The following is a 25859-nucleotide window of genomic DNA, read 5'->3' on the forward strand; positions in this document are numbered from 1 at the left end:
TTTTAAAAACACAAACATGACTGATCTACATATACCGACCATGGCAGAATTAACCGCCAAAGGGGAAATCCCAGATATCTTATTTTGGGTTGGTTGCATGGGTAGCTATGACGAGCGGGCACAACGGATAACCAAAGATATTTGCAAAATCTTACAGCATGTAGGTTTAAAATATGCTATCCTCGGCGAAGAAGAAAGCTGCACAGGCGACCCAGCGAAACGGGCAGGCAACGAATTCTTATTCCAAATGCAGGCCATGGCAAACATACAAGTACTGGATGGCTATCAGATAAAAAAAATTGTCACAGCCTGCCCGCATTGTTTTAATACTATAAAAAATGAATATCCAGCGCTTGGCGGGCATTATGAGACCATCCATCATACACAGTTAATCCAGGAACTAATCGACAGTGGAAAGCTCAAAGCCGAAGGTGGTGAGTCATTTAAAGGAAAACGCATTACGTATCACGATCCTTGCTATTTAGGACGGGCGAACGGCGTATACGAAGCGCCAAGGAAAGCACTGGAAACACTCGACGCCGACTTAATTGAGATGAGACGCTGCAAAAGCAATGGATTGTGTTGTGGTGCGGGCGGAGCCCAAATGTTTAAGGAGCCTGAGAAAGGAAAAAAAGATATCAATGTTGAACGCGCAGAAGAGATACTTGAGTCAAAAGCCGAGGTAGTTGCCGCTTCTTGCCCCTTCTGTATGACCATGCTTCGTGATGGTGTAAAACATTTTGATAAAGAAAAAGAGATAGACGTACTTGATATCGCTGAAATTACTGCACGTGCGAATGGTTTATAACCCTCGCACGCGCAGATCTCACACATTCAAAAATTAAAAATTAATCTAAAATTGTAATCTCAACACGGCGATTTTGTTGACGCCCTTCTTTCGTTTTATTGGTTGCAATCGGCTTTTCAAGTCCGAATCCGGCAGTAGAAATACGACTAGCCGAAATTCCTGAGTTTACCAAAAATTCTTTAACTGAATTTGCACGTTTATCAGAAAGCCATTTGTTATATTCTGCTGTGCCAGTTGCATCTGTATGTCCATCTACCTGAATATTCGAATTCGGATAGCTCGCCACAGTTTCTACGAATCGAAGTAAATCTTGTTTAGCTTGATCCGTCAAATACGATGAGTTGGTCGGGAATAACACGTCCGATTCAAAGGTCATCATCAACCCCCGATCGGTTTGTGTCAAATTATTGTTATTCGATTGTGAGCTTTCTACTGTCTTACCATTATATGTCACCACAGCTCCATCTTTGATTTGCATCTGCTTGCTCGCGCATGAAAACAGACTCAGCGAAGCGATTGTACAAACCACACCTAAGGTAATTTTTTTCATCTGCTATACTTGTTTATAATATCCGACTCGAAATTAAACAATTTTTAAGCTAAAAAAAGAATAAAAAAGAAAAGCTTCGATAAAATACCGAAGCTTCTCTTTTCTAAAGTAAAATCAAACTAGTTACTCAATCTTTTTTTAAGATTTTCATCAATTGCAGCCAAGAAATCCTGCGTATTTAAATAATGTTCTTTCTCAACCTTATTACCGTGAATACATACAGCAAGATCCTTTGTCATTTTCCCGCTTTCAACTGTTTCAATACAAACAGCTTCTAGCGTATTTGCGAAATCGATTAGCTCTTGATTATTATCTAATTTACCTCGGAATGCCAACCCGCGCGTCCATGCAAAGATCGAAGCAATTGGGTTTGTCGAAGTAGGATTTCCTTTTTGATGCTCGCGGTAGTGACGGGTAACTGTACCGTGAGCCGCCTCTGCTTCCATGGTTTTTCCGTCTGGAGTCACCAAAGTAGATGTCATCAAACCTAATGAACCGAAGCCTTGTGCAACAGTATCAGACTGCACATCACCGTCGTAGTTTTTACATGCCCATACAAAGTTACCGTTCCATTTCAACGCCGCTGCTACCATATCGTCAATTAGACGGTGTTCATAGGTAATTCCAGCTTCATCAAATTGATCTTTAAATTCATTTTGATACACTTCTTCAAAGATATCTTTGAAACGACCATCGTATTTCTTTAAGATGGTGTTCTTAGTCGACAAGTAAAGAGGCCACTTTTTGCTCAATGCCTGATTAAAACATGCACGTGCAAAACCGTAAATACTTTCATCTGTATTGTACATAGCCAAAGCAACACCGTCACCTTTAAAGTTGAAAACTTCAAACTCTTGCGTATTTCCATCCTCTCCTTCAAACTTGATCGTCAACTTACCTTTTCCTTTTGTAAGGAAGTCAGTCGCGCGGTATTGGTCACCAAATGCGTGACGTCCGATACATATTGGAGCTGTCCAATTAGGCACTAAACGAGGGATATTCTTAATTACGATAGGCTCACGAAAAACTGTACCGTCTAAGATATTACGGATGGTTCCGTTAGGTGAACGCCACATTTGCTTCAAACCAAATTCTTCTACGCGAGCCTCATCAGGTGTAATGGTAGCGCATTTAATACCAACACCATATTCTTTGATTGCATTCGCCGCGTCGATAGTTACTTGGTCATCGGTAGCATCACGATGCTCCATTCCCAAATCGAAATACTTGATATCAAGATCCAAATAGGATAAAATCAGTTTATCTTTAATAAATTTCCAGATAATGCGAGTCATCTCGTCACCATCCAATTCAACTACTGGATTTGCTACTTTAATTTTCTGTATTGACATATTATTTTAAAAATTATTGACTTATTCGAAAAGTTCCAAATATACGATTTTGATTCGATTTTTTTGCATCTGGAATGGAGATAAAAGGCTTTGTAAAACACTTTGATTAAGGACATTCCATGAAACACAGTGTATATCACTAGTTGTCAAATTTTTATTGTGACAATCGAATGATTATACTACCTTTATCATTTAACCAGTTAAACCCTTTACAGCGTCAGAAATCATGAACAAACTAATTAAACTCGCTGCCATTTGTACTCTCCTCATCTTTGGTTGCACAAAGACCTACAACATGGCAACGACAAGTATGGAACCGACTATTAGGAAGGGACAAGCAATGACAATCATTAATAACACAGAAATAACCAGAGACGATATCGTCGCATTTAATGCACCCGAAGACGACAATATATGGATATTTCGTGTAGTCGGCATTCCTGGAGATACCATACGAGTTATCGATGGTATACTGCAAGTAAATTCCGAAAAAGATCCCTATGGTTTTTCGACTTCTGATACAAATAACTCGGAAGACGACGCGATGGAAATCTTTGGCGCAAGCGAACAGGATGATTGGACGGCCAATAATCTAGGGCCCATCGTCGTACCGGCCGATTCAGAACAATATTTCTTAATGGGTGATAATAGATCAAATTCATATGATTCTCGCTATTTCGGCTTTATTAAAAAAGAAGATATTATTGGAACGGTCGAGTTAAAAGAATAAAATTTATTGCTGAAATAAATCCGACTGCAGGCAGGCACGTGAAAAAACAATTTTTCTATACCCGACGTTGTTCTAAAAAAGGAGGATTTATGGCTAAGCAAAAAGATAAATACGACAACCTGCCCAACGAGAACAAATTCAACGAAGGCAAAGAAGAGGCGGCTCAGGATTTGAAATATAATAACGAAGAGGACAGCTTCGAACTTGATGTACAGGGAGACGATGAAGACGACTATGTACATGAAAATCCCTATGATACAGCTGCTGAGGATGGAGAAGATATGGACTCGGATTGGGATGAGGCCAATCTAAATGTGGGTGATGAATACGAAGATTTCAATGAAGAGGAGGAAATAGAGGAACTCGGTATGCGGGTCGACAAAGGAAAAATTGTTGAATTAGATGCGATGGACGAAAAACTAGCAGAAACACCTGAGGACAAGCGGACTGACTTGGATGAAGAGGGCTATCCAAAACGCAATACGGACGAAGAACCGGAATAATTGTTTTGCGATATTGGTTAATTTCTATAAATTTCGGACAAACCATCAAGTAACATTATGAATGTTTCCGATTTTTTAAACCAATACGCTAAGCACCCTCATTATAAATCTCCCACCGGAACTAAGCTGCATGCCAAAAGCTGGCAGACTGAAGCTCCATTAAGGATGTTATTAAACAATCTAGATGGAGAAGTCGCCGAGAACCCCGACGAGTTAGTAGTCTATGGCGGAATCGGACAAGCAGCCAGAAATCGTGAGTCGTTACAAAAAATTATTGAAATCTTATTAGAGCTTGACGATCATCACTCTTTATTGGTCCAATCGGGAAAACCGGTGGGCATTGTCCGTTCTCACCCCGCCGCACCGAGGGTTTTGATTGCTAATAGCAACCTCGTACCCCACTGGGCTACATGGGATCACTTCAATGAGCTTCGGAGCAAGGGTTTAATGATGTATGGACAAATGACTGCCGGAAGTTGGATTTACATTGGTACGCAGGGGATTTTACAAGGCACTTACGAGACTTTTATGGCTTGTGCACAAAAAGAATTTAACGGTGATTTGACTGGAAAGCTGATTGTTACAGCCGGGTTAGGCGGGATGGGTGGTGCTCAGCCTTTGGCTGCTACCATGGCGGGGGCTGTTTTTCTTGGTGCCGATGTTGATCCGGAACGAATAAAAAAACGCTTAGAGACAAAGTATATCGATCGAATGACCGAATCTTATGACGAAGCTATTCAATGGGTTAAAGAAGCAATGTCTGAACAAAAACCTTTGTCAGTGGGCATCGTTAGCGATGCGGGTGATTTACTCGAAAAATTGTTGGCTGACAACTTAATTCCAGACATACTCACCGATCAGACATCCGCCCATGACCCACTCAATGGCTATGTGCCGCATGGCATGAACCTGCAAGAAGCCGGACAACTTAGGAAACAAGACCCAAAATCTTATCAAGAAAAAAGCATACAAAGCATGGCTAGACATGTTGACTTAATGTTAAAACTACAACAGAAAGGCGCAGTTACGTTTGACTATGGAAATAATATACGGGAATTCGCACTGCAAGGGGGTACTGAAAATGCATTCGACTTTCCCGGTTTTACACCGGCCTACTTACGACCCCTTTTTTGTGAAGGCAAAGGGCCTTTTAGATGGGCTGCCTTGTCCGGAGACCCTGAAGATATTTATGTAACCGACCGGGCACTGATGGAAGCTTTTCCTGAAAATAAAGCGCTCATCAATTGGCTAAAAATGGCACAAGAGAAAGTAGCCTTTCAGGGTCTCCCCTGTCGTATCTGCTGGTTAGGAATGGGCGAGCGAGAGAGGGCAGGAAAGATATTCAACGATTTAGTAAGATCCGGCAAAGTGAAAGCACCCATCGTAATCGGTCGCGACCATCTGGATTGTGGCTCGGTCGCTTCCCCCAATCGGGAGACGGAGGGAATGTTAGATGGTTCGGATGCAGTATCTGACTGGCCTCTGTTGAACCTAATGAGTAATGCTGTCGGCGGAGCTACCTGGATATCTTTTCATCACGGCGGCGGAGTCGGTATCGGTTATTCTCAGCACGCTGGGATGGTCGTGCTTGCTGACGGAACGGACCGTGCGGAAAAATGCCTGGAAAGGGTGTTGTATAACGACCCGGCAATGGGTGTGTTCCGTCATACCGATGCAGGCTATGACCAGGCGGATAAATGGGCCGACAAATTCAATCTAAAGGTTTGGTAATGGTATCAGGAACAAAGATCATTGGCCCTTTCAGCCAGATTATCACCATGGCTAAACTTCCTTTGAAGGGAGCGATTGCTGACGAACAATTGGAGATTATCAACGATGGAGCGGTAGCCGTTGGTCGCTCCGGCGAAATTAAGGATGTGGGATCATTCCACGCAGTCCGAAAAAAACATTCATCCGCCACACTCGAAGAGATAGAACAACCTTCAGTTCTGTTACCCGGCTTTGTCGACTGTCACACACATATTGCTTTTGGGGGCAGTCGTGCAAAGGATTACGCGATGCGAGTGGCTGGAAAAACTTATCTGGACATTGCGAGGGCAGGCGGAGGCATCTGGGATACCGTTACCCAAACCCGAGCGGCGACTGAACAGGATTTGACAACTCATACGTTAACACGTGCGGCGAAGCATATCAACGAAGGTGTAACTACCATAGAAGTTAAAAGTGGCTATGGTTTGAATGTTGACGATGAAATAAAAATACTAAATGCAATTGACGCCGCCAACCAACTGACCAAAGCGGACCTCATTAGTACCTGTTTGGCTGCACATATGAAGCCGAAAGACTTTGATGGCGGACAAAAGGAGTATATTAACTATTTGATAAAGAAACTACTACCGCTAATCCAAGAAAAGAATTTAAGTAAACGGATGGACATCTTTGTAGAAGACTCAGCATTCGATCTGGTCCATGCTGATTATTTTCTAAGTGAAGCGGGTTCTTTGGGGTTTGACTTTACCGTGCATGCAGATCAGTTCAGCACAGGGGGATCAGCATTGGCTGTCAAACACAATGCTTTGTCTGCCGACCATCTGGAAGCGTCAACTGAAAAGGAAATAAAGCTTTTAGCTAGTTCAAACACTACGGCGGTCGTGCTTCCAGGAGCATCAATCGGTTTAGGAATGAATTTCGGGCCAGCAAGAAGGCTCTTAGATGCTGGTGCATGTGTGGTTATTGCAAGCGATTGGAACCCTGGGTCTGCGCCAATGGGCTCCTTGTTGATTCAAGCCAGCATCTTAGGGACTTTCGAGAAATTGACGGTCGCCGAGACATTGGCTGGGTTGACGTTCCGTGCAGCGCATGCGCTAAACCTCGATGATCGAGGTCGGATAGAAAAAAAGCAGATGGCTGACTTCCAGTCCTACCCCTGCTCCGATTACCGGGAGATTCTTTATCATCAAGGACAATTGAAACCACTTAATATTTGGAAAAAAGGAATACAATTATGATAGACTCCAATTTTTATACCCCGGCGAATGAAGGCACTTGGTTTGCCCGCATCGATGGGTTTGATGAAAATCAATTACGCTGGCACCAGAGCATTGAACCAGTTGACATCAGACGTCTACCGCAATCAAGCGGGGCAAAGAATATCGCATTCATAGGATTTGCGAGTGATGAGGGTGTTAAAAGAAATATGGGTCGCATCGGCGCTGCCAAAGCGCCAGAACGAATCCGACGACTTTGCAGTAGCCTACCTAATATTGAAGGAATTACACTATACGATGCGGGTGATGTTCTATGTTATGATGAAAACTTAGAAAAAGCCCAAAAACAATTGGCTCTCGCTGTTGATAAACTGTTAAAACATGGCTATACACCACTGCTCTTGGGCGGCGGACATGAAATCGTCTTCGGACATTATTCTGGCATCAAAAAATCATTCCCATCAGAAAAAGTGGGCATCATTAGTTTTGACGCCCATTTCGACTTGCGAAAACCTGATAGCAAGGGCGTGAACTCGGGTACGGGTTTTTGGCAGATTGTCGAAGAATCAGGCGATAAGAATTTAGATTACCTCGCTATCGGGATACAGAAAGCAGGCAACACACATGAGTTATTTGAGACCGCAGACCAACTAAACGTGTCTTATATTTTTGATACTGAATTCAACCATCTTCAAATGGATTATATCAGGCAAAAAGTAGCCAATTTCTGTGACGGTATTGACAAACTCTACATCACGATTGATATGGATGCTTTTTCATCTGCCTACGCTCCAGGGGTTAGTGCATCAAACCCCAAAGGACTGACTCCCGACTTTGTATTTGATAGTTGCTTAAAAGATGTATTCAGCACCGGCAAAGTGATATCAATTGATATAGCCGAGGTAAACCCAAATTTTGATTTAGACAATCGCACTTCAAAGTTAGCTGCACGCTTAGTTTTCGACATGCTCAATCTTTTATAGTCATAGTTCTATTCTTAATACCATGGTTTATTTCAGGGTAAAATCAGGGATGAATCCACACCCATCAAATCCGCATTTTAGCCTTAAAATGTGGATAAAATGCGGATGGAATCCATCATGAATTCATTATGATGTGAACCAATTCTAGTCGAATTTATGCAGTTCATATCCCAAGCTGAGATAGACCTTGTATAGGACTTGTTCGACATGTCTCCGCTGTGGTCGGGCGGTGATCCCGCTATGCACGTAGTCAAACTGCCGTTCCAGCGGGTCCACCGCACGGCCTCTATTGGTGCACGATGTAAAAATCTCGAACAAGGGGATTGCTTTACCTGATTTACTCATTTAACTGCCCGTCAATCATCTCCTTTACTGCGTCATTTCCGGGAAAGCCTGAAAATTTATCAATGAGCACGCCTTGTTTATTATACAACAGATAGGAAGGAATATACTCAAACTCAAAATATTCCATCATGTAAGTCCACTGATCGTCTGTCAGGTAATAATGTTCGCTACCAATTCCTTTTATTTTTTCTTCCCATAGCTTTGGGGGTGAAGACCCGTTGGTAATATATACAAATACAACATCCTTATCCCGAAAATCGCCCTTTGTAACTCTGAATTGTTTGATTGCTTCCAGACATGGGGCACACCATGTCGCCCAAAGGTCAATAAACACAGCCTTGTCCTTATATTTGGAAACAATGGTTTCCATGACTTTATCTTCTGGAACATTCGAGATATCATTTACGACAACAGGTGATTTTACTTTGTCCAGTTCAATTACTTGTTCGTTTTTCCGAGCCAGTATTTTAGCGATTTCTCCATCTTTCCAATAACTAGTTATATTCTCTTTTTGCTTTTCAGTTAGGGGTTCTACCTGTTCGTTGAACTGCCGACCATAGGCATTAGCCGCCAGTATATCATAATATGGCCCTTCATCGAATCCGACCAAATCAGCTAAAATACCTTTCACGCTTGCCAACCAAGAGGGGATATCGCTTTCCCCGATCACAGGGAGCCCCAATACTTCATTTTTTAGAATAGAGTCTTGAAATTCAGGAAACGTGAACGTGTGGAGGTATTGTGGATCGTTGAGATTGAAGTCTTTCAAAAAACGAAAATAGGATCGGTCGATCTTTTGGATTTCAGGCTTCCCGATTGTATCCCGAGTTGCATTACGATAATTACTTTTCATCTGTCTTTCGTAATCAAAGACATGTCCCGTATATAGAAATAAACGATAATCTTTAGCTATAGACTCTTTAAACTCCTTGGAGAATTCATGATCATTATCTACGAATAGCGCCATTCGTTTAGACACGTTACTGTTAGCAAAATCCAAGAACTCATCTATACTTTTATCAAAGAGTCGTGGATATACCCAACCTGATGTATCTGGTCTATAATCAATCATTTTGCTTAACACCTCCATTCTCCGTGTCATATCATATTCATTCATGTCAGGCCTAACCTCAATATTTTCGAAATCGCGGTTTGAGTTATAGGCTATATCGATGTTGGTAAGACCCCCATTTATTGTTTTTACTATAAGAGTCTTAGATAGATTTACACTGGTATACAAACCGATATAAGAAATGTCGGTTTCCACATCGATGTCCACAGAGAATTTGCCCGATTGGTCAGCGAGAACTTCATGTCTAATATTTTCTCCTGAAATTGGATGTAGGACAGTAATAGTTACCATAATACTATCCTTATTTTGATCATCAGGAGTGATGATTCTTCCTGTTATTTTAGAAGTACCGGCAACTATCGTTATTGTATCTGTATTTATTTCTGTTGCCAGGTTACATGACAAAAAGAAAAAAAGACTACATACAAAAATTTGTTTTATTTTATTCATGGTTATTTTGATTTGAATCCCGGCAAATTTTTAAAAAAAATCTGCCGAAATAATATGATTAGGTAAACTATGGTATCAACACACCTCTTTCAACTCTTTTCGGGATAGCTGTTCTAGCTCCTTGAGATTTAAGGTTTTGAATGAGATTTTTTTATTTAATAAAGTTTAAGTTAGTTAAATTAGTCGCTTTCTCACCAAAACGACCAATTTTTCCTCCTTAAGAACAAAGTGAGTCTTTCCTCGAGGGAAAGGGTGCAACGGTCTCTCGAGGAGTTTTTGACCATCGATGAGAACCTGGTTTATGTTAGTATTTTTTATTGGTTTAATTCTTGGTACGCAGCATTTAAACTTCGTTCGATTCCGTCACCCTGCCATTCTGGAACACCCGGTATACTCTCGGTTTTCAGGATCTCCTCGAGGTTTCGACCGGACTTGATCTGGCCGCCGACGTGGTCTAGTAGCGCGCTAAGGTAGTTTTGAAATGCTTTGATATCAGCTTGACTGCCAATGATCTTCTCTGGATCAAGGCTGTGTCCGAAAATAAAAAGCGTGTCCCTATCGAAAGTGTCCATCGCCTTTTGTAAAACTTGAATCCAATTGCCAATGTCGGCACCAGCAGACTTGTCGATAAAAGGATAGCGTCTATTAAAGACCAAATCCCCCATATGCACGATATTTGCGTTTTGGAAATGGATGATAGCATCACCGTTCGTATGTCCGGGACCAAAATAATGAGCTTTAACCGACTCCTTACCGGTTTTTAGTTCCCAGCTTTCTGTAAAAACGGTATCAGGATAGAGTTGTTCGCTCTCTTTATCTGACCGTTTGGCAACTGCTTTCTGATTAATTAGCGAATTGTTATGGGCGACAACCTTACCGATAAGTCCTTTAAAAGCAATATTACCGGCCGTATGATCTCCATGATGATGTGTATTGATTAAATAGTTAAAAGGCTTAGAGCCTAATTTTTTCAACTCTCCGATTAAGTGCGATGCCGAATGGGGGAACTGTGCATCTACCACCAGATACCCTTCATCAGAATTTAACCAACCAATGGTGCCACCCGCTTCAGTAAATATACCGATACTGTCTCGTAATGTTAAAAAATTATATTCTTGGGTATTTATAAGAGCTGCCAATGCATCTTGTTTATTGAGCGACAGGACCGCTGCCGCCAAGCTTGCATTTCTAATAAATTTACGTCTTTTCATGATATTGAAATAATCGGTTTATCGCAAAACAAAAACCAGCTTCATTTGTTTCAAAATTTCTGCTTTAAGCACTGTTTAATCGAAACCCAAATTAAAATCTTTCCGAAGTTGATCGAGCATCGGATTCTTGGCAACCATAGCCTGGTACTTTTCGGTATCAGTCACTGGCTTTCTGACCGTAGTTGATTTTTGGAGTACGGGGATGAGATCGACTTTAAAATTATTAAGACCCTGACGAATGAAATTAAGAATATCGATCTTCGATTCAAATAGAAGCTGCTGTTGAATTTGATTTTCCACAATAACGTCAACCTTATAATTTTCCTTTAGCATCGGAACGTTGGCGGTCATCAAAGTAAAAAGGCTTATTTTTCCTTCTTCTTTCGCCACTAAAGCAAATTTTTTCCACAACTGAAGGAATTTCTCCTGGTCGAACGGCTCTTCTCCTTCTCCTTGAATGTATTGAGGATCCTTGTTCGGTGACCCATCATCCGCTTTCTCATCAAAGACTGTGTTGAGATTCGGGATATTAGTCGTCAAATTAATATCCGCCAATTTGGGAATGACGAGTTTGGGCTTCGCAACTGGACGCTCTGCTTCCGCTGAAAGGGCAGAACTTGCAGGCAACGCACTATTTTCTGGCGAGACACGGTCTTTTGATTGAGATGCATGCGGCGATGTAACCGTCGGCACATCACTTTCCTTCGCTTTATCTTGTTCAGGCGACTTGGTTATGGAAGTTTTTTTTTTAGCGGCTTCGCCGTTTTCTTTACTTACTACTGACTGTCTACTCAGTTGCACAGCTGAACTGATATGGCACATTTTGAGCAAGGCCAATTCCACCTGTAAGCGCTGATTTCTGCTGTTCTTGTAATTGATTTCACATTGGTTAGCGATGTTAAGGGCAGATAGAAGTAAGCCTTGACCCACCTTTTCAGCTTGGCTCAAGTAACGATCTTTAATCGTCTGACTCACCTCGAGTAACTTCACTGTCTCCATATCCTTTGCAACCAATAGGTTTCGGAAATGGCTCGCCAATCCGGAAACAAAATGACTGCCGTCAAAACCTTTTGATAGTACTTCGTTAAAAAGCAGCAGACACTTGGAACTATCCTCATCAAGAATAGCCTGCATAAGTTTAAAATAGTAATCGTAATCTAAAACATTCAGATTATCAATAACAGCTTGATAATTCAGGTTTTTATTCGAAAAGCTCACGAGCTGATCGAACATCGATAAAGCATCACGTAGACCGCCGTCCGCCTTTTGAGCGATTAGGTGTAACCCGTCCAAATCATAATGAACATCTTCCTTTTTAGCGATTGTTTCAAGATGCTCGGCGATGTCTTCAACTTTAATCCTGTTAAAGTCGAAAATTTGGCAACGCGATAAGATGGTTGGCAAAATCTTATGTTTCTCTGTAGTCGCCAATATAAACTTGGCATAAGATGGCGGCTCTTCTAAAGTTTTCAAAAATGCGTTAAAAGCCTGCGCAGACAACATGTGAACCTCATCAATGATGTATATTTTATAAGCACCTGTTTGAGGTGGAATCCGAACCTGTTCGATCAGATTACGGATATCCTCGACCGAGTTGTTCGATGCTGCATCAAGTTCATGAACATTGAAAGAGGCCCCATTCTGAAATGCCATGCAACTTTCGCATGTACCACAAGCTTCAATTTCAGAAGTAAGGTTTTGGCAATTAATTGTTTTCGCTAGGATACGAGCACAGGTGGTTTTGCCCACACCCCGAGGTCCACAAAATAAAAATGCTTGTGCCAGTTGATTGTTTTTGATAGCATTTCTTAATGTCCCGGTTATGTGCTGCTGTCCGACAACTGTGTCAAAGGTGGCTGGTCGGTATTTTCGTGCTGAAACAATAAAATTATCCATTAGCACGAAGATACAGCATAAAAATTTAAATTAAATAGCTATTATTGAATTTGTAAACAAAAAAGCTCTTTCAGAGTTTAACTTAGAGTAGACTATACATTAAAACAACTGTTATGAAAACCTTGACAATTTCTTTATTATCCTTAGCTAGTTTTTGCATGATTGCTTGCAATCAGAACAGTAACGACCGCTCGGCTGATACCGACGCTTCAATGACTGATTCCATTGCTTATTCTGATAACCCACCTGCCTCGAGGGATCTTTCTTCGCAACCGGAAGTAGACCTATCGCAAAGTGCATTAACATATACCGAAACCAGTTCTCAAATGAAACTTGTTCTCCCAAATGCGGACGTCTTTGAAGACGGCAGTGCAGAGTTTAAAGACGGATATGAAGCGACTCTCCAAGAAACACTCAACGTGATTAACGAGCGTGGCTTCGGGAAGGTATTGATATCTGGAAATACAGGACGCGAGGGTGATCCGGCGACAAATAAATCTTTATCTGCTGAACGTGCGATTAAAATAGCCCAATGGTTGAAAGAAAAGGGACTTAAGGACGAGGTGAATGTTACTACACAAGGAGTCGGCTCTCAATATCCGATGATTGCCTATGAGCTGAAAGATGGTTCCCCTAATCCAGAGGCTAGTGAGTTAAACAGTCGCACAGAAATTACATTCCGGAAATCACAACTAGCATCGCAATAATCAGTTAGCTATTGTAATTTTAAATATTTCATTGTACTTTTGCATCCCGCTTTAGTGGGAACATAAATTATTAATTTATACGTAAAAATGCAACAGTACGAAACCGTAATCATTCTAACCCCGTTGTTGTCAGAAGAAGTAGCTAAAGAAACTATTACTAAATTTAGCACTTTCTTGACTGAGAACGGAGCCGAAATTATCCACGAAGATAATTGGGGTTTGAGAAAATTAGCGTATCCGATTGAGAAAAAATCAACCGGATTCTTCCACCTAACTGAATTTAAGGCTCCAGGTGATTTAATTAGCAAACTGGAACTTCAGTATAAGCGTGATGAGCGCATTATGCGTTTCCTAACAATTGCTTTGGACAAACATGCAATCGCTTACAACGAGAAAAAACGTAGCGGTGCTTTTAACAAAAAACCTAAAACTGAGGAGGCTGCAAAATAATGGCAAGAGAACAAAAAATTCAGTATGTTACTGCTCCCAAGGTGGATGATAACCGTAAGAAATATTGCCGTTTTAAGAAAAATGGCATTAAATACATTGACTATAAAGACGCGAACTTTTTATTGAAATTCGTTAATGACCAAGGTAAGCTTTTACCAAGACGTTTAACTGGAACTTCATTGAAATTTCAACGCAAGGTAGCACAAGCTGTTAAGCGTGCACGCCACATTGGTCTATTACCTTATGTTGCAGATTCATTAAAATAAACGGAGGTAAAGAAACATGGAAATTATTTTAAAACAAGATATTAAGAAACTTGGCGAGAAGGACGATATCGTAGATGTAAAACCAGGATACGGTCGTAACTACTTAATTCCCCAAGGATTTGCTGAATTGGCTACTCCTTCTGCAAAAAAAGTTTTAGCAGAAAATATCAGACAAGCGCAATTCAAACAAGATAAAATCAAACAAGACGCAGAGGTTTTAGCCGGCAAGCTTGAATCTGTAAAATTAACCATCGGAGCGAAAGCTGGAGAGAGCGGCAAAATCTTCGGATCAGTTAATACTATCCAGATTGCTGATGCCCTTAAAAAGCAAGGCTATGAAGTTGACCGTCGTCGCATTACTTTCGAAGAAGAACCAAAGGTTATTGGTGAATACATTGCTAACCTGAACCTTCATAAAGAAGTTAAAGTTCAAGTTCCTTTTGAGGTAATCGCTGAATAAATTACAGTACTAAAACAAAGAAGGCTATCCATAACAGGATAGCCTTTTTTTGTCAGAATACATGATGGCAAAACAACGTTCCATAAAGAAGAAACCGAAAAATAAAAAGCGGATTTTTACTATCCTGTTGAGGGTCGTTTTTTACTTTATTGTTATCAGCGCCGGCTGGGTGATCCTTTATCGTTTTGTCAACCCACCGATTACAATTTTGATGATCCAACGGAATTCTCAGGATATTCAAAACGAAAAACAACCGGCACCCAGAAAATGGGTAAATTATGAAGATTTGTCTGAAAATTTAAAACGAGCGGTTATTGCCAGCGAGGATGCGCACTTTATGCAACATCGGGGTTTTGACAAGAAAGCGATCAAGGAAGCTATACAAAAAAACAAAGAAGGCGGAACACTCCGTGGAGGCAGTACGATTAGTCAGCAAACAGCAAAGAATGTTTTCTTATGGCCACAACGATCCTGGATACGAAAAGGTTTGGAAGCTTGGTTCACGATATTAATTGAAGCTTTCTGGAGTAAGGAACGAATTCTAGAGGTCTATCTAAACGTGATTGAAATGGGTCCAAATCTTTATGGTGCCGAATCTGCAACCCAATACTACTTTAATAAATCTGCACAAAGCCTTACAAAGCGTCAAGCCGCACTAATTGCCGCCGTACTTCCAAACCCCTTACGCTGGTCGCCAGCAAAGCCCACGAACTATATAAGCAATCGGGCTTATCGGATTGTACGCTATATGCCGCATAGCGAAATTCCTTAGTATCTGCTCGTCTCATGTACCTTTAGAAAGCCCCACCCTTATAGGTCGGACTAAACTAAATTAAATACCTTACTATGCCAGCTTTCTTTTATCGGGACGATCCATCGTTCAGCTAATTCCTTGCTATTCTGGACAGTATTATCAAAAACGAGTGTATCCTCATTGATTTGACCATTAGCTAATAGACTTTCCAGCTCAGTGCGTGATGCTGTTTTGACCGTTTCGCCGTCAAAATAGGCTGTTTGCATCCGATCGAATAAATCGATGTTAAGTTCTTTTTCGATTGCTTTCAAAAAGCGAACGGATGAATCGATTGAGCAACCGGAAGCAGCTTCCAAGCTCTCGTTTAAAAATAAAATAACAAAGCGATTGTATCGAACTTCAGCTCTTGCAGCCAACTCCTTGCCATGTGCTTTCCACTGCTCCGTGAACTCCCGAAGTTTATTTTCTGCGATAGTAAGCTCTTGTTCCGCGAGCTCCTTATTCGATTGATATATCCAAATACGTTCCATTCTCTACGATTTTATCTTAAGGTGTGTTACTAATCATGCGAACTGACAAGTCGCTCAATCAAATCTAAGAAGAACTAGTCGAATGCTGGTAGTTTCAATGTCACATTATTCTTTTCACCTTGACAGTGAAACACTAGATAGAAAGCGGTTCAGCGTCAAAGCCTTTGCTTTTAACAACTGCAATTACTTCCTCTTCGGTAATACCATCTGCATGGACTGTTAGGACTTTATCACGCGAGTTGGTATCAACATTCCATTCTTCGGCGCCTACCAATTTATCCAAATCTCCTTGGACTTTAGATACACAACCACTGCAATTCAAGGTTGTTTTCAATTTAAAATTATTAGTTTTCATGTTTTTATATATTATATGTTAACGATCATTATTATTTCTTCCATTTTAATCGTAAACTATTGCTTACAACACTTACACTACTCAAAGCCATCGCAGCTCCGGCTATCATTGGGTTCAGTAAAAAGCCATTGATGGGATAGAGAATACCTGCCGCTATCGGGATACCGATCAGATTATATATAAACGCCCAAAAAAGGTTTTGTTTAACGGTTGCTACCGTTTGTTTAGATAATTTGATAGCCTGCGGTATCTTACCCAGATCAGACGAAATGATTGTCATCTTGGCCACATCCATGGCGATATCACTTCCTTTTCCCATCGCGATACTTACGTCAGCCGTGGCCAAGGCCGTGCTGTCGTTAATACCGTCCCCTACCATCGCAACTATTTTTCCTCTGCTTTGCAGATCCTTGATAAAGTCTGCCTTATCTTGTGGTAATACTTCGGCTCGGTAATTCTTAATACCTGTTTGCTCCGCAATGGCTTTTGCCGTTGCCGTATTATCTCCCGTGAGCATATAAAGATCAATGTCCATATCCTGCATCTTTTTGATAGCTGAAACAGACGTTTCTTTGATCTTGTCAGAAATAGCTAATACGGCCAATGCTTGTTGTTGATCAGCGAACCATATAACCGTTTTGGATTCAGCTCCCCACCTATCGGCTTGTTGTTGCAAATCCTGCGAAACCTCTATTTTTTGCTCTTTCATGAGAGCTGGGTTACCAACAAAATAAGCAGCGTCATCGTAAACAGCTTTCGCACCTTTGCCTGTTATACTTTCGAACTTCGAAACTTCCACAGCGTCGCTTTCGTCAAAATATTTAACTACAGCATCGGCTAAAGGGTGTTCTGATTGCATTTCAAGACCCTTGAGGATATTCTTAATCCGATCGTCGTTGTTAAGCCAGATGACCCCCGTAACCTGAGGTTTCCCCTCGGTAATTGTACCTGTTTTATCCAAAACGATCGCATCTATTTTTTTACCCAGTTCAAGACTCTCGGCATCCTTGATTAGAATACCAGTTTCTGCACCCTTACCTACACCGACCATGATCGCCGTTGGCGTTGCCAAACCCAAAGCACACGGACAGGCTATTACCAATACAGTTACAGCAGCCAATAATCCATGCACGAGTCCGCTATCCCCACCAAGGATCAGCCATAAAACGAACGTCAGGATAGCGATACCTATAACAATGGGCACAAACACTCCGGCTATTTTGTCGACCAGCTTTTGAACCGGCGCCTTACTTCCCTGGGCGTCTTGGACCATTCTTATAATCTGAGCAAGCATCGTTTCTTTGCCCACTTTAGTCGCCTCAAAACGAAAACCCCCTTTTTGGTTAATCGTGCCGGCAAATACCTTCTCATCCTTCTCTTTAAGTCCTGGAACCGGTTCCCCACTTAACATGCTCTCGTCGACATATGAGCTTCCGGAGATAACCATACCGTCTACGGCAATTTTTTCTCCCGGCTTGACCAAGATTAAGTCCCCAACTACCACATCTTCTATTTTCTTCTGGGCCTCCAAACCGTCTTCTTGGATAAACGTTACAGTTTTAGGTTGCAAACCCATTAGCTTTTTAATAGCAGATGAAGTGTTCCCCTTTGCCTTTTCCTCGAGTAGTCTTCCTAACAGTATGAATGCGACGATAACCGCTGCCGCCTCAAAATAAACATGCGCCTCAAGACCTCTCTGCGCCCAGAAATCCTGGAAAAACATATTGAAAACACTAAAAACATAAGCAATTCCCGTACTCAGAGCCACTAGGGTGTCCATATTAGCCGACCGGTGCTGCGCTTGTTTCCATGCATTTACAAAGAAATCTTTACCGAACCACAACACCACAGGTGTAGAAAACAGCCACATGATTTCATTCGCATAGGATATGTTCATAAAGAACATACCGATGATGACCACAGGAACCGACAGCAAAACCGCCCATATCGTTTTCCTTTTTAATTTTTTGTATTTATCTGCGTGTATACTTTCTAAAGTTTCTTGTTGTTTTGACTCATCCTCGAGCAAGAGATCGTATCCAACGGACTGCAAGGCTTGTTGCAACTTTCCTGTATCGGTTATTTCGGGTTGATATTCTACCGCCAAGTTACCTGTTGCGAAGTTAACCGACGCGCCCACGACACCTGGTGTTTGCTTCACAATACTTTCTGCACTGCTGGCACAGGACGCACAGGTCATCCCCAGCACCGGAAAGGATTGCTTGATCGATGCGTTTTCTGAACTTATGGTATTCGTTGCCATTACTACTCCTTTGTTTTATTAACAAAGTTGGCAATAAAAAGACTGTGAATCCTTACAGAACTATGGAATTTAATTGTAAGATTTAAATATTCGGCGGGCTCCTATTAACTTATACCTTGTCTAATGGTTTACGTTTATCTTCCTTTATTTGCTTAAAATGACTGGGGGTAAGACCTGTCACCTTTTTAAATTGGTTACTTAAATAGGCGACACTTGAGTAATTGAGACGATAAGCGATTTCGCTTAATGATAACTCATCGTATACCAAGAGCTCTTTAACTTTTTCAATTTTCTGTGCAATAAAATATTTCTCTATCGTTACACCCTCTACTTCTGAAAACAAATTTGACAGGTAATTATAATCGAGATCCAAGTGCTGACTTAAAATATCTGAAAGGTTGATTTTCGCTTCATTGTTTTGATAATGAACCAAATCAATAATAACATTCTTAACCTGTTCAATTATTCTGCTTTTTTTATTATCGATGAGGTGAAAACCCAGAGCTTCTAACGAAGCTTCCAGCTGTTGGCGCTTCTCTAGCTTAAGTTCCTGGGCGGTTACTACTTCGCCTAATTTGACGCTTTTGGTTTCAATGCCCAGCTTTTCCAGCTGGTCTTGCACAACCATAATGCAACGATCGCAGACCATATTTTTCACAAACAGCTTACTCATCTGAATTAAATATTTGAATACACGAAGTTACGATTTATTCAGATTACTCGATAGTCAACTCATGCAACGGTCCACCGAGTTAATAAGTCTCCTGCAAAGTAACCTTGTCAGCAACGCGGTAAACATATAACTCTTCATTATGTTGAGTAATATCCAAGCCCTGTTCTTCTTCCGCTTCTGTTACTCGAATAGGATCAATGAGGTTAACTAATTTAAAAATACCATACGAAACAGCGAAGCTATAGCTCGTGACAATCAGAATGCCCACCACCTGAGCAATGAAGAAACTGGTTTCTCCAAAAAGTAATCCATCAGCAGCATCAGGATTCACGATTGTGGAAGCAAAAACGCCCGTAAAAAACATACCAACAATCCCACCAACACCATGACATGGGATAACATCCAGCGTATCATCTAAGGATGATTTTGATCGCCATTCCATAGCTAGGTTCGAAATAATAGCGGCAATAACACCAATAAAGACACTTTGCGGAATCGCAACAAAACCAGCCGATGGAGTAATGGCAACCAATCCCACTACAGCTCCGATACAAAAGCCGACAACTGAAGGCTTTTTACCACGTAGAACATCAAAAAACATCCAAGCTAATCCTGCGGCTGCAGCAGCTATATTAGTCGTTGAAAAGGCAGAAACTGCCAACGAGTTAGCAGCTAGTGCAGATCCTCCGTTAAAACCAAACCATCCAAACCAAAGAAGCCCTGTACCAATTAGCACATAAGTTATATTAGCAGGCTGAATTTTAATGTGATTTGCATGTGCCTTCCGTCGTTTAAGTACCAAAACACCTGCAAGTGCCGCACATCCGGCGGAAATATGAACGACCGTTCCCCCAGCAAAGTCGAGAACCCCCAAACGAGCAAGAAAACCTTCAGGATGCCAGCTCCAGTGAGCGAGAGGTGCATAAACAAAAAGCGAGAAAAGCACGATAAAAAGAATGTAGGATGTAAACTTAATCCGCTCGGCGACCGCACCAACAACAATACCCGGCGTAATAATCGCAAACATTAAATGAAAGAATGCAAATAGCGAGAAAGGTATAGTCGGTGCTGCTGGCCAAGGTTCACCCGACACAACATTTTGCAGAAACAAGAAGGAAGTTGGATTCCCAATCACCCCCCCTAATGAATCTCCAAAACAAAGGCTAAAGCCTACGACCACCCAAAGAATACTTACAACGCCAGCTGAGACAAAGCTCTTTATCATAGTTGAAATCACGTTCTTACTGTTGACCATTCCACCGTAAAAAAAAGCTAAACCGGGGGTCATGAGGAATACTAAGGCAGCAGAGATAAGAACCCAAGCAATGTCTGAACTATTATAGGTATTAGTACCATCAAAATTCAATTCAGGGCGGATAAAAAGAGCTGAAATAGCTATCACGGCAAGCACCAAAAACGGAAAACTCTGTTTAATTGTTATTTTTTTCATAGAATTTAAAATAAAAAGGCATTAAAAAAGGCATAAAGATGGACTATCTATTAATACTATCACATAAAAGACAAAATACACTCACTTTGCACTGTAAAATTATATATATTTTCATAAAATCAACAAACTATATATAAAAAAAACATATTGAATCATTTTTTTATGATAAAAATCAATTATGGTCATAAAAATAACATATTATTCCGATTTTTAACACGCATTATACAGTTTTTATTAAAAATAATAAATTATCAAGTAAGTAAAATAGCGATTATCATTAACAGAATCTTAATACCCTGCTCATACCAGCATAATACGAACTGAGTATTTTTATCGCCGACGAGGGAGACTGCTACTCTTTCCCTCTCGTCAGCCATCACCTATCATGAATAATAAGAAATTGAATATCCTATATGCGATTCAGGGCACCGGGAACGGCCACCTGAGCAGAGCCAGGGATATTGTTCCCATATTACAATCCAAAGGCAATTTAGACTTACTTATCAGCGGCACTCAGGCTGACGTTGACCTGCCATATGAGGTCAAATACAGGTTCAACGGCTTAAGCTTTATTTTTGGCAAAACTGGAGGAGTGGATCTCGTCGAAACCTATAGGCAAGGAAATATACGTCGCCTGTTAAATGAAATTAAACAACTTCCATTGGATGAATATGATGTTATTATTAACGATTTCGAACCCGTATCGGCCTGGGCATGTTATCTAAAAAACAAACCGTGCATATCGCTGAGTCACCAAGCAGCTGTAGTCGCCAATAAAGCACCGAAACCCAAAAAACAAGACCTGATCGGTAAAATAACTTTGAAGAACTATGCTCCTACGACCAGTCAATTTGGATTTCATTTCGAACGATACGACAATAATATATACACACCTGTTATTAGACAAACGATTCGAGACCAAAAGCCGACAAATCAGGGGCATTATACGGTTTATCTTCCCTCCTATGATGATGAAAAAATAATTCGTGTGCTTTCTGAGATTCCAGAAACACGATGGCAGGTTTTTTCAAAACACACAGCCAAGGACTATCAAATTGGCAATATTTTCATCCACCGGATCAATAACGAGCGATTTATTCAAAGCATGGCCGGGGCTGCTGGTGTTCTTTGTGGCGCTGGTTTCGAAACGCCTGCCGAAGCTTTATATATGAAGAAGAAGCTAATAGTTATTCCGATGAAAAATCAGTTTGAACAACATTGCAACGCAGCTGCACTCAAACAAATGGGCGTACCCGTATTGAAGAACTTAAAGAAAAAACGCTTACCGAAAATTAAAGAATGGGTCAATTCGAAGCAAATAATTGCCGTAGACTATCCCGACGACACAGAGGAGATCATTGATTTAATCTTGTCTAAACATAGCCAAGAACAAATCGTTTTATAGATATGAGAAAAAGTGACTTTGGAGAGAATTTTAACTGGTGGGTCTCAACAGCGGCCTATCAAATAGAGGGAGCGTACCAGGATGGAGGAAAAGGATTATCGATTTGGGATCAATTTGTAAAGAAAAAAGGCAATATTTTAAACAACGATCATGCGAATATAAGTGCGGACTTCTACAACCGGTTTGAGGGCGATTTAGCGCTGATGAAAGCAATGGGTATCCCCAATTTCCGATTTTCGATTTCATGGAGCCGTATTTTCCCAAACGGCACTGGGAGCGTAAACCAGGAAGGAGTGGACTTTTACAATAAACTTATTGACAACTGCTTGGAGTACAATATCGAGCCATGGATTACTTTATATCACTGGGATTTGCCATTTGCTTTAGAAAAGCTTGGAGGTTGGACTAACCGTGATATTCTTCATTGGTTTGGCGAGTATGCAAGTTTCTGCATACGTACTTTCGGCGACCGTGTTCAAAATTGGATGATTCTCAATGAACCCATGGTGTTCACGGGTGCTGGGTATTTCCTAGGGGTGCACGCTCCGGGCCGAAGAAAGCTTTCCAATTTTTTCCCGGCTGCTCATCACGCTGCTTTGTGCCAGGCAGAGGGAGGGCGAATTATTCGATCGGAACGGAACAACATGAATATAGGCACAACATTCTCCTATACACATGTCGAGCCCTACAGCACAAGACTTCGAGATATCAAATCAGCAAGTAGAATTGACACGCTTTTAAATCGGACATTTATTGAACCCTTGATTGGTCTCGGTTACCCGATAGATGGATTGGCAAGTTTACAACCCATTGAAAAATGGATGAAGGAAGGCGATGATCAAAAACTACGATTTAACATGGACTTCATTGGTCTTCAATGCTATACGAGAGAAATCATCAAACATTCTTATTTGACCCCAATTCTTAAAGCAAAGCTGGTGTCTGCTAGCAAACGTAATGTCGACCGAACCAGCATGAACTGGGAGGTATACCCGGAATCTATTTATCATTGCTTGAAGCGGGTTTCAGAGTATCCGGGTATAAAAAGCTTAATTATCACCGAAAACGGTGCTTCATTTCCTGATTTGGAAAAAGAAGGTGAAATTTATGACAATCAGCGAAAGGTCTATCTTGAGAGCCACATGAAGCAGGTACTGAGAGCTAAAAAAGAAGGAGTTGACGTGAACGGTTATTTCGTTTGGAGCTTCATCGACAATTTTGAGTGGGCAGAAGGCTTTATGCCAAGATTCGGCCTTGTTCATATCAACTATTCAACACAGAAAAGAACCATCAAATATTCCGGCAAATGGTTTAAAAATTTCCTAAAAAAGCCACATTATTAAAAAAATATAACTTTAAGCAGCTAAAATTATTGCTAAATCGTTTTGTTTTTGTTTTATTTGAAGATAAAATCAAAGTCAACATGACGACCAAACCTAAATTCACAGAGAAAAAGTATCTCATTACACTCTTGTGCGTCACCGCTTTATTTATGTTGTGGGGCATTGCTATAACCATGGGAGATGTACTAAACAAGCATTTCCAGAACGTTCTCGGGGTCAGCAAGTCGGAATCCGGATTGGTTCAATTTTCCATTTTTGGTGCCTATGCCGTTATGGGGATACCAGCAGGATTATTCATGAAGCGCTTTGGCTACAAGAATGGTGTATTATTAGGGCTTTCACTTTATGCTTTTGGAGCATTCCTATTTGTGCCTGCAGCAAATGCTGAGTCATTCGGCTATTTCAGGATAGCCCTTTTTATCCTCGCCTGTGGCCTAGCAACCTTAGAGACCGTTGCTCACCCCTTTGTAGCAGCACTCGGGAATCAGCGCACAAGTGATCAGCGGATCAACTTCGCACAATCTTTCAACGGACTGGGAACGATTATCGGCCCGGTTATAGGAAGCTATTTTATTTTGCGAGGTAGCGGCATAGACGGCACCCTAGACTCTGTTAAAACTCTTTACATAGTTATAGGTTGTGTAATTGCCGCATTCGCATTGATATTTTCGACCTTGAAGATTCCAGCATTAAGCACGAATTTTGAAGATGAAAATGAGGCACAGATCGACAAACCAATAGCGCCCAAGAAAAAGTTATTTCAGCATCGCCATTTTAAGTGGGCAATTGCGGCACAATTTTTTAATGCCGCCGCGCAAGGAGGAACATGGGCATTCTTTATTAACTACGGGCATGAGATTATGGGCTTTTCAGACGAACTAGCAGGCTATTATTTCGCACTCAGTATGGTCTTTATGACGATAGGCCGGTTCGCAGGCACATTTTTAATGAAATACTTAGCACCCAACAAACTCTTGTCAATTTTTGCCTTTGCCAATATTGTCATGTGTGTAATTATTGGCGGAGCTTGGGGTTGGCCATCATTTGTTGCTCTACTAATGTTAAACTTCTTTTTTAGTATTATGTTCCCAACTATCTTTAGTTTAGGGTTAAAAAACCTTGGCCCGCATACCCAGCAAGGATCGTCGTTTATCGTGATGGGAGTTGTTGGAGCCGCATTTTTTCCTTACTTTATGGGGTCTATTGCCGATCATTATGGAATTTCGCAAGCATATTATTTACCAATTATCTGTTATTTAATTATATTCTTGTTTGGCAGTATATTTTACAAGGTTAAAGGATAAAATGAGATCCGATAAAGTTTTTTGTAATGAAAAAAAAATCAATTATAGACATAGCCAAGGAGTTGAATATCTCTCCAACAACGGTTTCTTTTATTCTTAATAATAAGGCTGAAGAAAAAAGAATCAGCAAGAAGCTGACAAAAACCGTCAAGGATTATGTCGAGAAAGTAGGCTATAAGCCAAGCTCTATAGCGCGCAGCCTTCGTACAGGCAAAACCAATACGATCGGCTTAATGGTTGAAAATATTGCCAACCCATTTTTTGGAACGGTTGCAAGAAAAATTGAAGAGGAAGCATATAATCATGGCTATCGAATCCTTTATTGCAGTACGGATAACAGTCCAGAAAAAACGAAAGATCTGCTTCATGTTTTTAAGGAACGTAAAGTTGACGGCTACATTATCAGTCCCCCTGCCGGTATTGAAAAAGAGATAGAAAGTCTGATTCAAGCTGATATCCCTGTCGTAATGTTTGACCGTGAAATTAGTGTCGAAACTGACCTCGTTATTATCAATAATGAAGAGAGCACCTACCAAGGGACAAAGCATCTGCTCGAAAAATTTAAAAACATTGGCTTTGTGACATTAGATTCAAATCAGACGCAAATGATTAGCCGGCTTGAGGGATATCAACGTGCGGTTAAGGAGGCTGGGGCGAAGGAGTACATTCATAGGGTGGCATACAGCCAGCAAGACGAAAAGGTTACAAAAGAAATTACAGCATTCCTGAAAAACAACGAGTCACTTGACGCTATCCTCTTCGCAACCAACTACCTAGTAGTAAGCGGATTAAAAGCGCTTCAAAAACTAGAATTAAAAATACCAGAAGACATTGGCGTGGTTGCATTTGACCATCATGACCTATTCGAATTACACTCACCAACTATTACGTCAATAGACCAACCGATTAATGAAATAGCGACCAAAGCGATCCAGTTACTCCTCAAGCGCCTAAGTGGCAAGACCTCTAGTCCGCCTCAAGAAACGATCCTTTCAACAGTTATGCAGATTCGAGAATCTTCAAAAAAATAAAGAGATCAGGGTGAAGCTAA

25 protein-coding genes are annotated in these 25859 nt (G+C 41.0%); 15 read left to right on the top strand and 10 right to left on the bottom strand.

Going from position 1 to position 25859, the window contains the following annotated elements:
- Window positions 1-16: 16 nt before the first annotated feature.
- A complete protein-coding gene (locus WKR92_RS04065) occupies window positions 17-808 on the top strand; it encodes a (Fe-S)-binding protein (protein WP_375556555.1) in 792 nt (263 codons plus the stop codon).
- A 40-nt stretch (window positions 809-848) separates the two neighbouring features.
- Here WKR92_RS04065 and WKR92_RS04070 read toward each other — a convergent pair whose 3' ends face one another.
- Together WKR92_RS04070 and WKR92_RS04075 are read right to left on the bottom strand one after the other, a co-directional pair.
- Window positions 849-1358: an OmpA family protein gene (locus WKR92_RS04070; RefSeq protein WP_375556556.1), complete on the bottom strand. Its 510-nt coding sequence runs from the start codon at window positions 1356-1358 to the stop codon at window positions 849-851.
- A gap of 119 nt (window positions 1359-1477) precedes the next feature.
- Window positions 1478-2710: an NADP-dependent isocitrate dehydrogenase gene (locus WKR92_RS04075; protein ID WP_446014089.1), complete on the bottom strand. Its 1233-nt coding sequence runs from the start codon at window positions 2708-2710 to the stop codon at window positions 1478-1480.
- A 226-nt stretch (window positions 2711-2936) separates the two neighbouring features.
- On the opposite strand from WKR92_RS04075, the gene lepB reads away from it, so the two are divergent.
- From lepB to hutG, 5 genes are all read left to right on the top strand, one after another.
- Window positions 2937-3440 carry a signal peptidase I gene (gene lepB, locus WKR92_RS04080; RefSeq protein ID WP_375556557.1) on the top strand — a complete coding sequence of 168 codons (504 nt, stop codon included), beginning with the start codon at window positions 2937-2939 and terminating at the stop codon, window positions 3438-3440.
- A gap of 89 nt (window positions 3441-3529) precedes the next feature.
- Window positions 3530-3943, top strand: a complete 414-nt coding sequence (locus WKR92_RS04085) for a hypothetical protein (protein WP_375556558.1) — start codon at window positions 3530-3532, stop codon at window positions 3941-3943.
- Window positions 3944-4000: 57 nt separating this feature from the next.
- Complete coding sequence (gene hutU / locus WKR92_RS04090; protein WP_375556559.1) at window positions 4001-5674, top strand: urocanate hydratase; 1674 nt, start codon at window positions 4001-4003, stop codon at window positions 5672-5674.
- Window positions 5674-6912 (top strand): imidazolonepropionase, encoded by a 1239-nt coding sequence (hutI, locus tag WKR92_RS04095; RefSeq protein WP_375556560.1) that lies wholly within the window; start codon window positions 5674-5676, stop codon window positions 6910-6912. Before hutU ends, hutI begins: the two co-directional genes overlap by 1 nt.
- Window positions 6909-7874, top strand: a complete 966-nt coding sequence (hutG, locus tag WKR92_RS04100) for a formimidoylglutamase (protein WP_375556561.1) — start codon at window positions 6909-6911, stop codon at window positions 7872-7874. Before hutI ends, hutG begins: the two co-directional genes overlap by 4 nt.
- A 337-nt stretch (window positions 7875-8211) precedes the next feature.
- Here the strand turns inward: hutG and WKR92_RS04105 are convergent, their stop codons facing one another.
- The 3 genes from WKR92_RS04105 to WKR92_RS04115 all read right to left on the bottom strand — a co-directional run bounded on the left by WKR92_RS04105 (window position 8212) and on the right by WKR92_RS04115 (window position 12848).
- Complete coding sequence (locus tag WKR92_RS04105; RefSeq protein WP_375556562.1) at window positions 8212-9741, bottom strand: TlpA family protein disulfide reductase; 1530 nt, start codon at window positions 9739-9741, stop codon at window positions 8212-8214.
- A gap of 314 nt (window positions 9742-10055) precedes the next feature.
- Window positions 10056-10952 carry an MBL fold metallo-hydrolase gene (locus WKR92_RS04110; RefSeq protein ID WP_375556563.1) on the bottom strand — a complete coding sequence of 299 codons (897 nt, stop codon included), beginning with the start codon at window positions 10950-10952 and terminating at the stop codon, window positions 10056-10058.
- A 75-nt stretch (window positions 10953-11027) separates the two neighbouring features.
- Window positions 11028-12848 carry a DNA polymerase III subunit gamma/tau gene (locus tag WKR92_RS04115; protein ID WP_375556564.1) on the bottom strand — a complete coding sequence of 607 codons (1821 nt, stop codon included), beginning with the start codon at window positions 12846-12848 and terminating at the stop codon, window positions 11028-11030.
- A 113-nt stretch (window positions 12849-12961) separates the two neighbouring features.
- Here WKR92_RS04115 and WKR92_RS04120 point away from each other — a divergent pair, with 113 nt between their 5' ends.
- The 5 genes from WKR92_RS04120 (at window position 12962) to mtgA (ending at window position 15503) form a co-directional block, all read left to right on the top strand.
- Complete coding sequence (locus WKR92_RS04120) at window positions 12962-13555, top strand: OmpA family protein (protein WP_375556565.1); 594 nt, start codon at window positions 12962-12964, stop codon at window positions 13553-13555.
- Between the two features lie 87 nt (window positions 13556-13642).
- On the top strand, window positions 13643-14005 hold the full coding sequence (gene rpsF, locus WKR92_RS04125; RefSeq protein ID WP_375556566.1) for a 30S ribosomal protein S6: 363 nt from the start codon (window positions 13643-13645) through the stop codon (window positions 14003-14005).
- Window positions 14005-14271 (top strand): 30S ribosomal protein S18, encoded by a 267-nt coding sequence (gene rpsR, locus WKR92_RS04130; protein ID WP_118193140.1) that lies wholly within the window; start codon window positions 14005-14007, stop codon window positions 14269-14271. Before rpsF ends, rpsR begins: the two co-directional genes overlap by 1 nt.
- Window positions 14272-14287: 16 nt before the next feature.
- Window positions 14288-14731, top strand: coding sequence for a 50S ribosomal protein L9 (gene rplI / locus WKR92_RS04135; protein WP_375556567.1), 444 nt, complete (start codon window positions 14288-14290; stop codon window positions 14729-14731).
- A 64-nt stretch (window positions 14732-14795) separates the two neighbouring features.
- The gene (gene mtgA / locus WKR92_RS04140; protein WP_375557952.1) at window positions 14796-15503 is read left to right on the top strand and encodes a monofunctional biosynthetic peptidoglycan transglycosylase; all 708 of its coding nucleotides are present in this window, start codon (window positions 14796-14798) and stop codon (window positions 15501-15503) included.
- A 50-nt stretch (window positions 15504-15553) separates the two neighbouring features.
- Here mtgA and WKR92_RS04145 read toward each other — a convergent pair whose 3' ends face one another.
- From WKR92_RS04145 to WKR92_RS04165, 5 genes are all read right to left on the bottom strand, one after another.
- Entirely contained in the window at window positions 15554-16015 is a 462-nt protein-coding gene (locus WKR92_RS04145) for an ABC transporter ATPase (protein WP_375556568.1), read from the bottom strand.
- 133 nt (window positions 16016-16148) lie between these two features.
- Entirely contained in the window at window positions 16149-16370 is a 222-nt protein-coding gene (locus WKR92_RS04150; protein ID WP_375556569.1) for a heavy-metal-associated domain-containing protein, read from the bottom strand.
- 31 nt (window positions 16371-16401) lie between these two features.
- Window positions 16402-18633 carry a heavy metal translocating P-type ATPase gene (locus tag WKR92_RS04155; RefSeq protein WP_375556570.1) on the bottom strand — a complete coding sequence of 744 codons (2232 nt, stop codon included), beginning with the start codon at window positions 18631-18633 and terminating at the stop codon, window positions 16402-16404.
- Between the two features lie 109 nt (window positions 18634-18742).
- Window positions 18743-19306 carry a helix-turn-helix domain-containing protein gene (locus tag WKR92_RS04160; protein ID WP_375556571.1) on the bottom strand — a complete coding sequence of 188 codons (564 nt, stop codon included), beginning with the start codon at window positions 19304-19306 and terminating at the stop codon, window positions 18743-18745.
- Between the two features lie 79 nt (window positions 19307-19385).
- Window positions 19386-20756 (bottom strand): ammonium transporter, encoded by a 1371-nt coding sequence (locus WKR92_RS04165; protein WP_375556572.1) that lies wholly within the window; start codon window positions 20754-20756, stop codon window positions 19386-19388.
- Window positions 20757-21141: 385 nt separating this feature from the next.
- Here WKR92_RS04165 and WKR92_RS04170 point away from each other — a divergent pair, with 385 nt between their 5' ends.
- The 4 genes from WKR92_RS04170 to WKR92_RS04185 all read left to right on the top strand — a co-directional run bounded on the left by WKR92_RS04170 (window position 21142) and on the right by WKR92_RS04185 (window position 25839).
- Window positions 21142-22161, top strand: coding sequence for a glycosyltransferase family protein (locus WKR92_RS04170; protein ID WP_375556573.1), 1020 nt, complete (start codon window positions 21142-21144; stop codon window positions 22159-22161).
- A gap of 2 nt (window positions 22162-22163) precedes the next feature.
- Window positions 22164-23504, top strand: coding sequence for a GH1 family beta-glucosidase (locus tag WKR92_RS04175; RefSeq protein WP_375556574.1), 1341 nt, complete (start codon window positions 22164-22166; stop codon window positions 23502-23504).
- An 80-nt stretch (window positions 23505-23584) separates the two neighbouring features.
- A complete protein-coding gene (gene fucP / locus WKR92_RS04180; RefSeq protein ID WP_375556575.1) occupies window positions 23585-24808 on the top strand; it encodes an L-fucose:H+ symporter permease in 1224 nt (407 codons plus the stop codon).
- 26 nt (window positions 24809-24834) lie between these two features.
- Entirely contained in the window at window positions 24835-25839 is a 1005-nt protein-coding gene (locus tag WKR92_RS04185; RefSeq protein ID WP_375556576.1) for a LacI family DNA-binding transcriptional regulator, read from the top strand.
- Window positions 25840-25859: the final 20 nt, after the last annotated feature.

This window comes from Albibacterium profundi, assembly GCF_042159835.1.
GTDB lineage: Bacteria > Bacteroidota > Bacteroidia > Sphingobacteriales > Sphingobacteriaceae > Albibacterium > Albibacterium profundi.

What these genes read in the sequence shown, in the direction of transcription:
- rpsF (WP_375556566.1), top strand. Translation starts at nt 13,643, where the DNA reads ATGCAACAGTACGAAACCGTAATCATTCTAACCCCGTTGTTGTCAGAA.
- WKR92_RS04085 (WP_375556558.1), top strand. Translation starts at nt 3,530, where the DNA reads ATGGCTAAGCAAAAAGATAAATACGACAACCTGCCCAACGAGAACAAA.
- rpsR (WP_118193140.1), top strand. Translation starts at nt 14,005, where the DNA reads ATGGCAAGAGAACAAAAAATTCAGTATGTTACTGCTCCCAAGGTGGAT.
- hutU (WP_375556559.1), top strand. Translation starts at nt 4,001, where the DNA reads ATGAATGTTTCCGATTTTTTAAACCAATACGCTAAGCACCCTCATTAT.
- rplI (WP_375556567.1), top strand. Translation starts at nt 14,288, where the DNA reads ATGGAAATTATTTTAAAACAAGATATTAAGAAACTTGGCGAGAAGGAC.
- WKR92_RS04160 (WP_375556571.1), bottom strand. Translation starts at nt 19,306, where the DNA reads ATGAGTAAGCTGTTTGTGAAAAATATGGTCTGCGATCGTTGCATTATG.
- WKR92_RS04110 (WP_375556563.1), bottom strand. Translation starts at nt 10,952, where the DNA reads ATGAAAAGACGTAAATTTATTAGAAATGCAAGCTTGGCGGCAGCGGTC.
- WKR92_RS04165 (WP_375556572.1), bottom strand. Translation starts at nt 20,756, where the DNA reads ATGAAAAAAATAACAATTAAACAGAGTTTTCCGTTTTTGGTGCTTGCC.
- WKR92_RS04155 (WP_375556570.1), bottom strand. Translation starts at nt 18,633, where the DNA reads ATGGCAACGAATACCATAAGTTCAGAAAACGCATCGATCAAGCAATCC.
- fucP (WP_375556575.1), top strand. Translation starts at nt 23,585, where the DNA reads ATGACGACCAAACCTAAATTCACAGAGAAAAAGTATCTCATTACACTC.
- WKR92_RS04170 (WP_375556573.1), top strand. Translation starts at nt 21,142, where the DNA reads ATGAATAATAAGAAATTGAATATCCTATATGCGATTCAGGGCACCGGG.
- hutI (WP_375556560.1), top strand. Translation starts at nt 5,674, where the DNA reads ATGGTATCAGGAACAAAGATCATTGGCCCTTTCAGCCAGATTATCACC.
- lepB (WP_375556557.1), top strand. Translation starts at nt 2,937, where the DNA reads ATGAACAAACTAATTAAACTCGCTGCCATTTGTACTCTCCTCATCTTT.
- WKR92_RS04070 (WP_375556556.1), bottom strand. Translation starts at nt 1,358, where the DNA reads ATGAAAAAAATTACCTTAGGTGTGGTTTGTACAATCGCTTCGCTGAGT.
- WKR92_RS04075 (WP_446014089.1), bottom strand. Translation starts at nt 2,710, where the DNA reads ATGTCAATACAGAAAATTAAAGTAGCAAATCCAGTAGTTGAATTGGAT.
- hutG (WP_375556561.1), top strand. Translation starts at nt 6,909, where the DNA reads ATGATAGACTCCAATTTTTATACCCCGGCGAATGAAGGCACTTGGTTT.
- WKR92_RS04105 (WP_375556562.1), bottom strand. Translation starts at nt 9,741, where the DNA reads ATGAATAAAATAAAACAAATTTTTGTATGTAGTCTTTTTTTCTTTTTG.
- WKR92_RS04120 (WP_375556565.1), top strand. Translation starts at nt 12,962, where the DNA reads ATGAAAACCTTGACAATTTCTTTATTATCCTTAGCTAGTTTTTGCATG.
- WKR92_RS04145 (WP_375556568.1), bottom strand. Translation starts at nt 16,015, where the DNA reads ATGGAACGTATTTGGATATATCAATCGAATAAGGAGCTCGCGGAACAA.
- WKR92_RS04115 (WP_375556564.1), bottom strand. Translation starts at nt 12,848, where the DNA reads ATGGATAATTTTATTGTTTCAGCACGAAAATACCGACCAGCCACCTTT.
- WKR92_RS04065 (WP_375556555.1), top strand. Translation starts at nt 17, where the DNA reads ATGACTGATCTACATATACCGACCATGGCAGAATTAACCGCCAAAGGG.
- WKR92_RS04185 (WP_375556576.1), top strand. Translation starts at nt 24,835, where the DNA reads ATGAAAAAAAAATCAATTATAGACATAGCCAAGGAGTTGAATATCTCT.
- WKR92_RS04175 (WP_375556574.1), top strand. Translation starts at nt 22,164, where the DNA reads ATGAGAAAAAGTGACTTTGGAGAGAATTTTAACTGGTGGGTCTCAACA.
- mtgA (WP_375557952.1), top strand. Translation starts at nt 14,796, where the DNA reads ATGGCAAAACAACGTTCCATAAAGAAGAAACCGAAAAATAAAAAGCGG.
- WKR92_RS04150 (WP_375556569.1), bottom strand. Translation starts at nt 16,370, where the DNA reads ATGAAAACTAATAATTTTAAATTGAAAACAACCTTGAATTGCAGTGGT.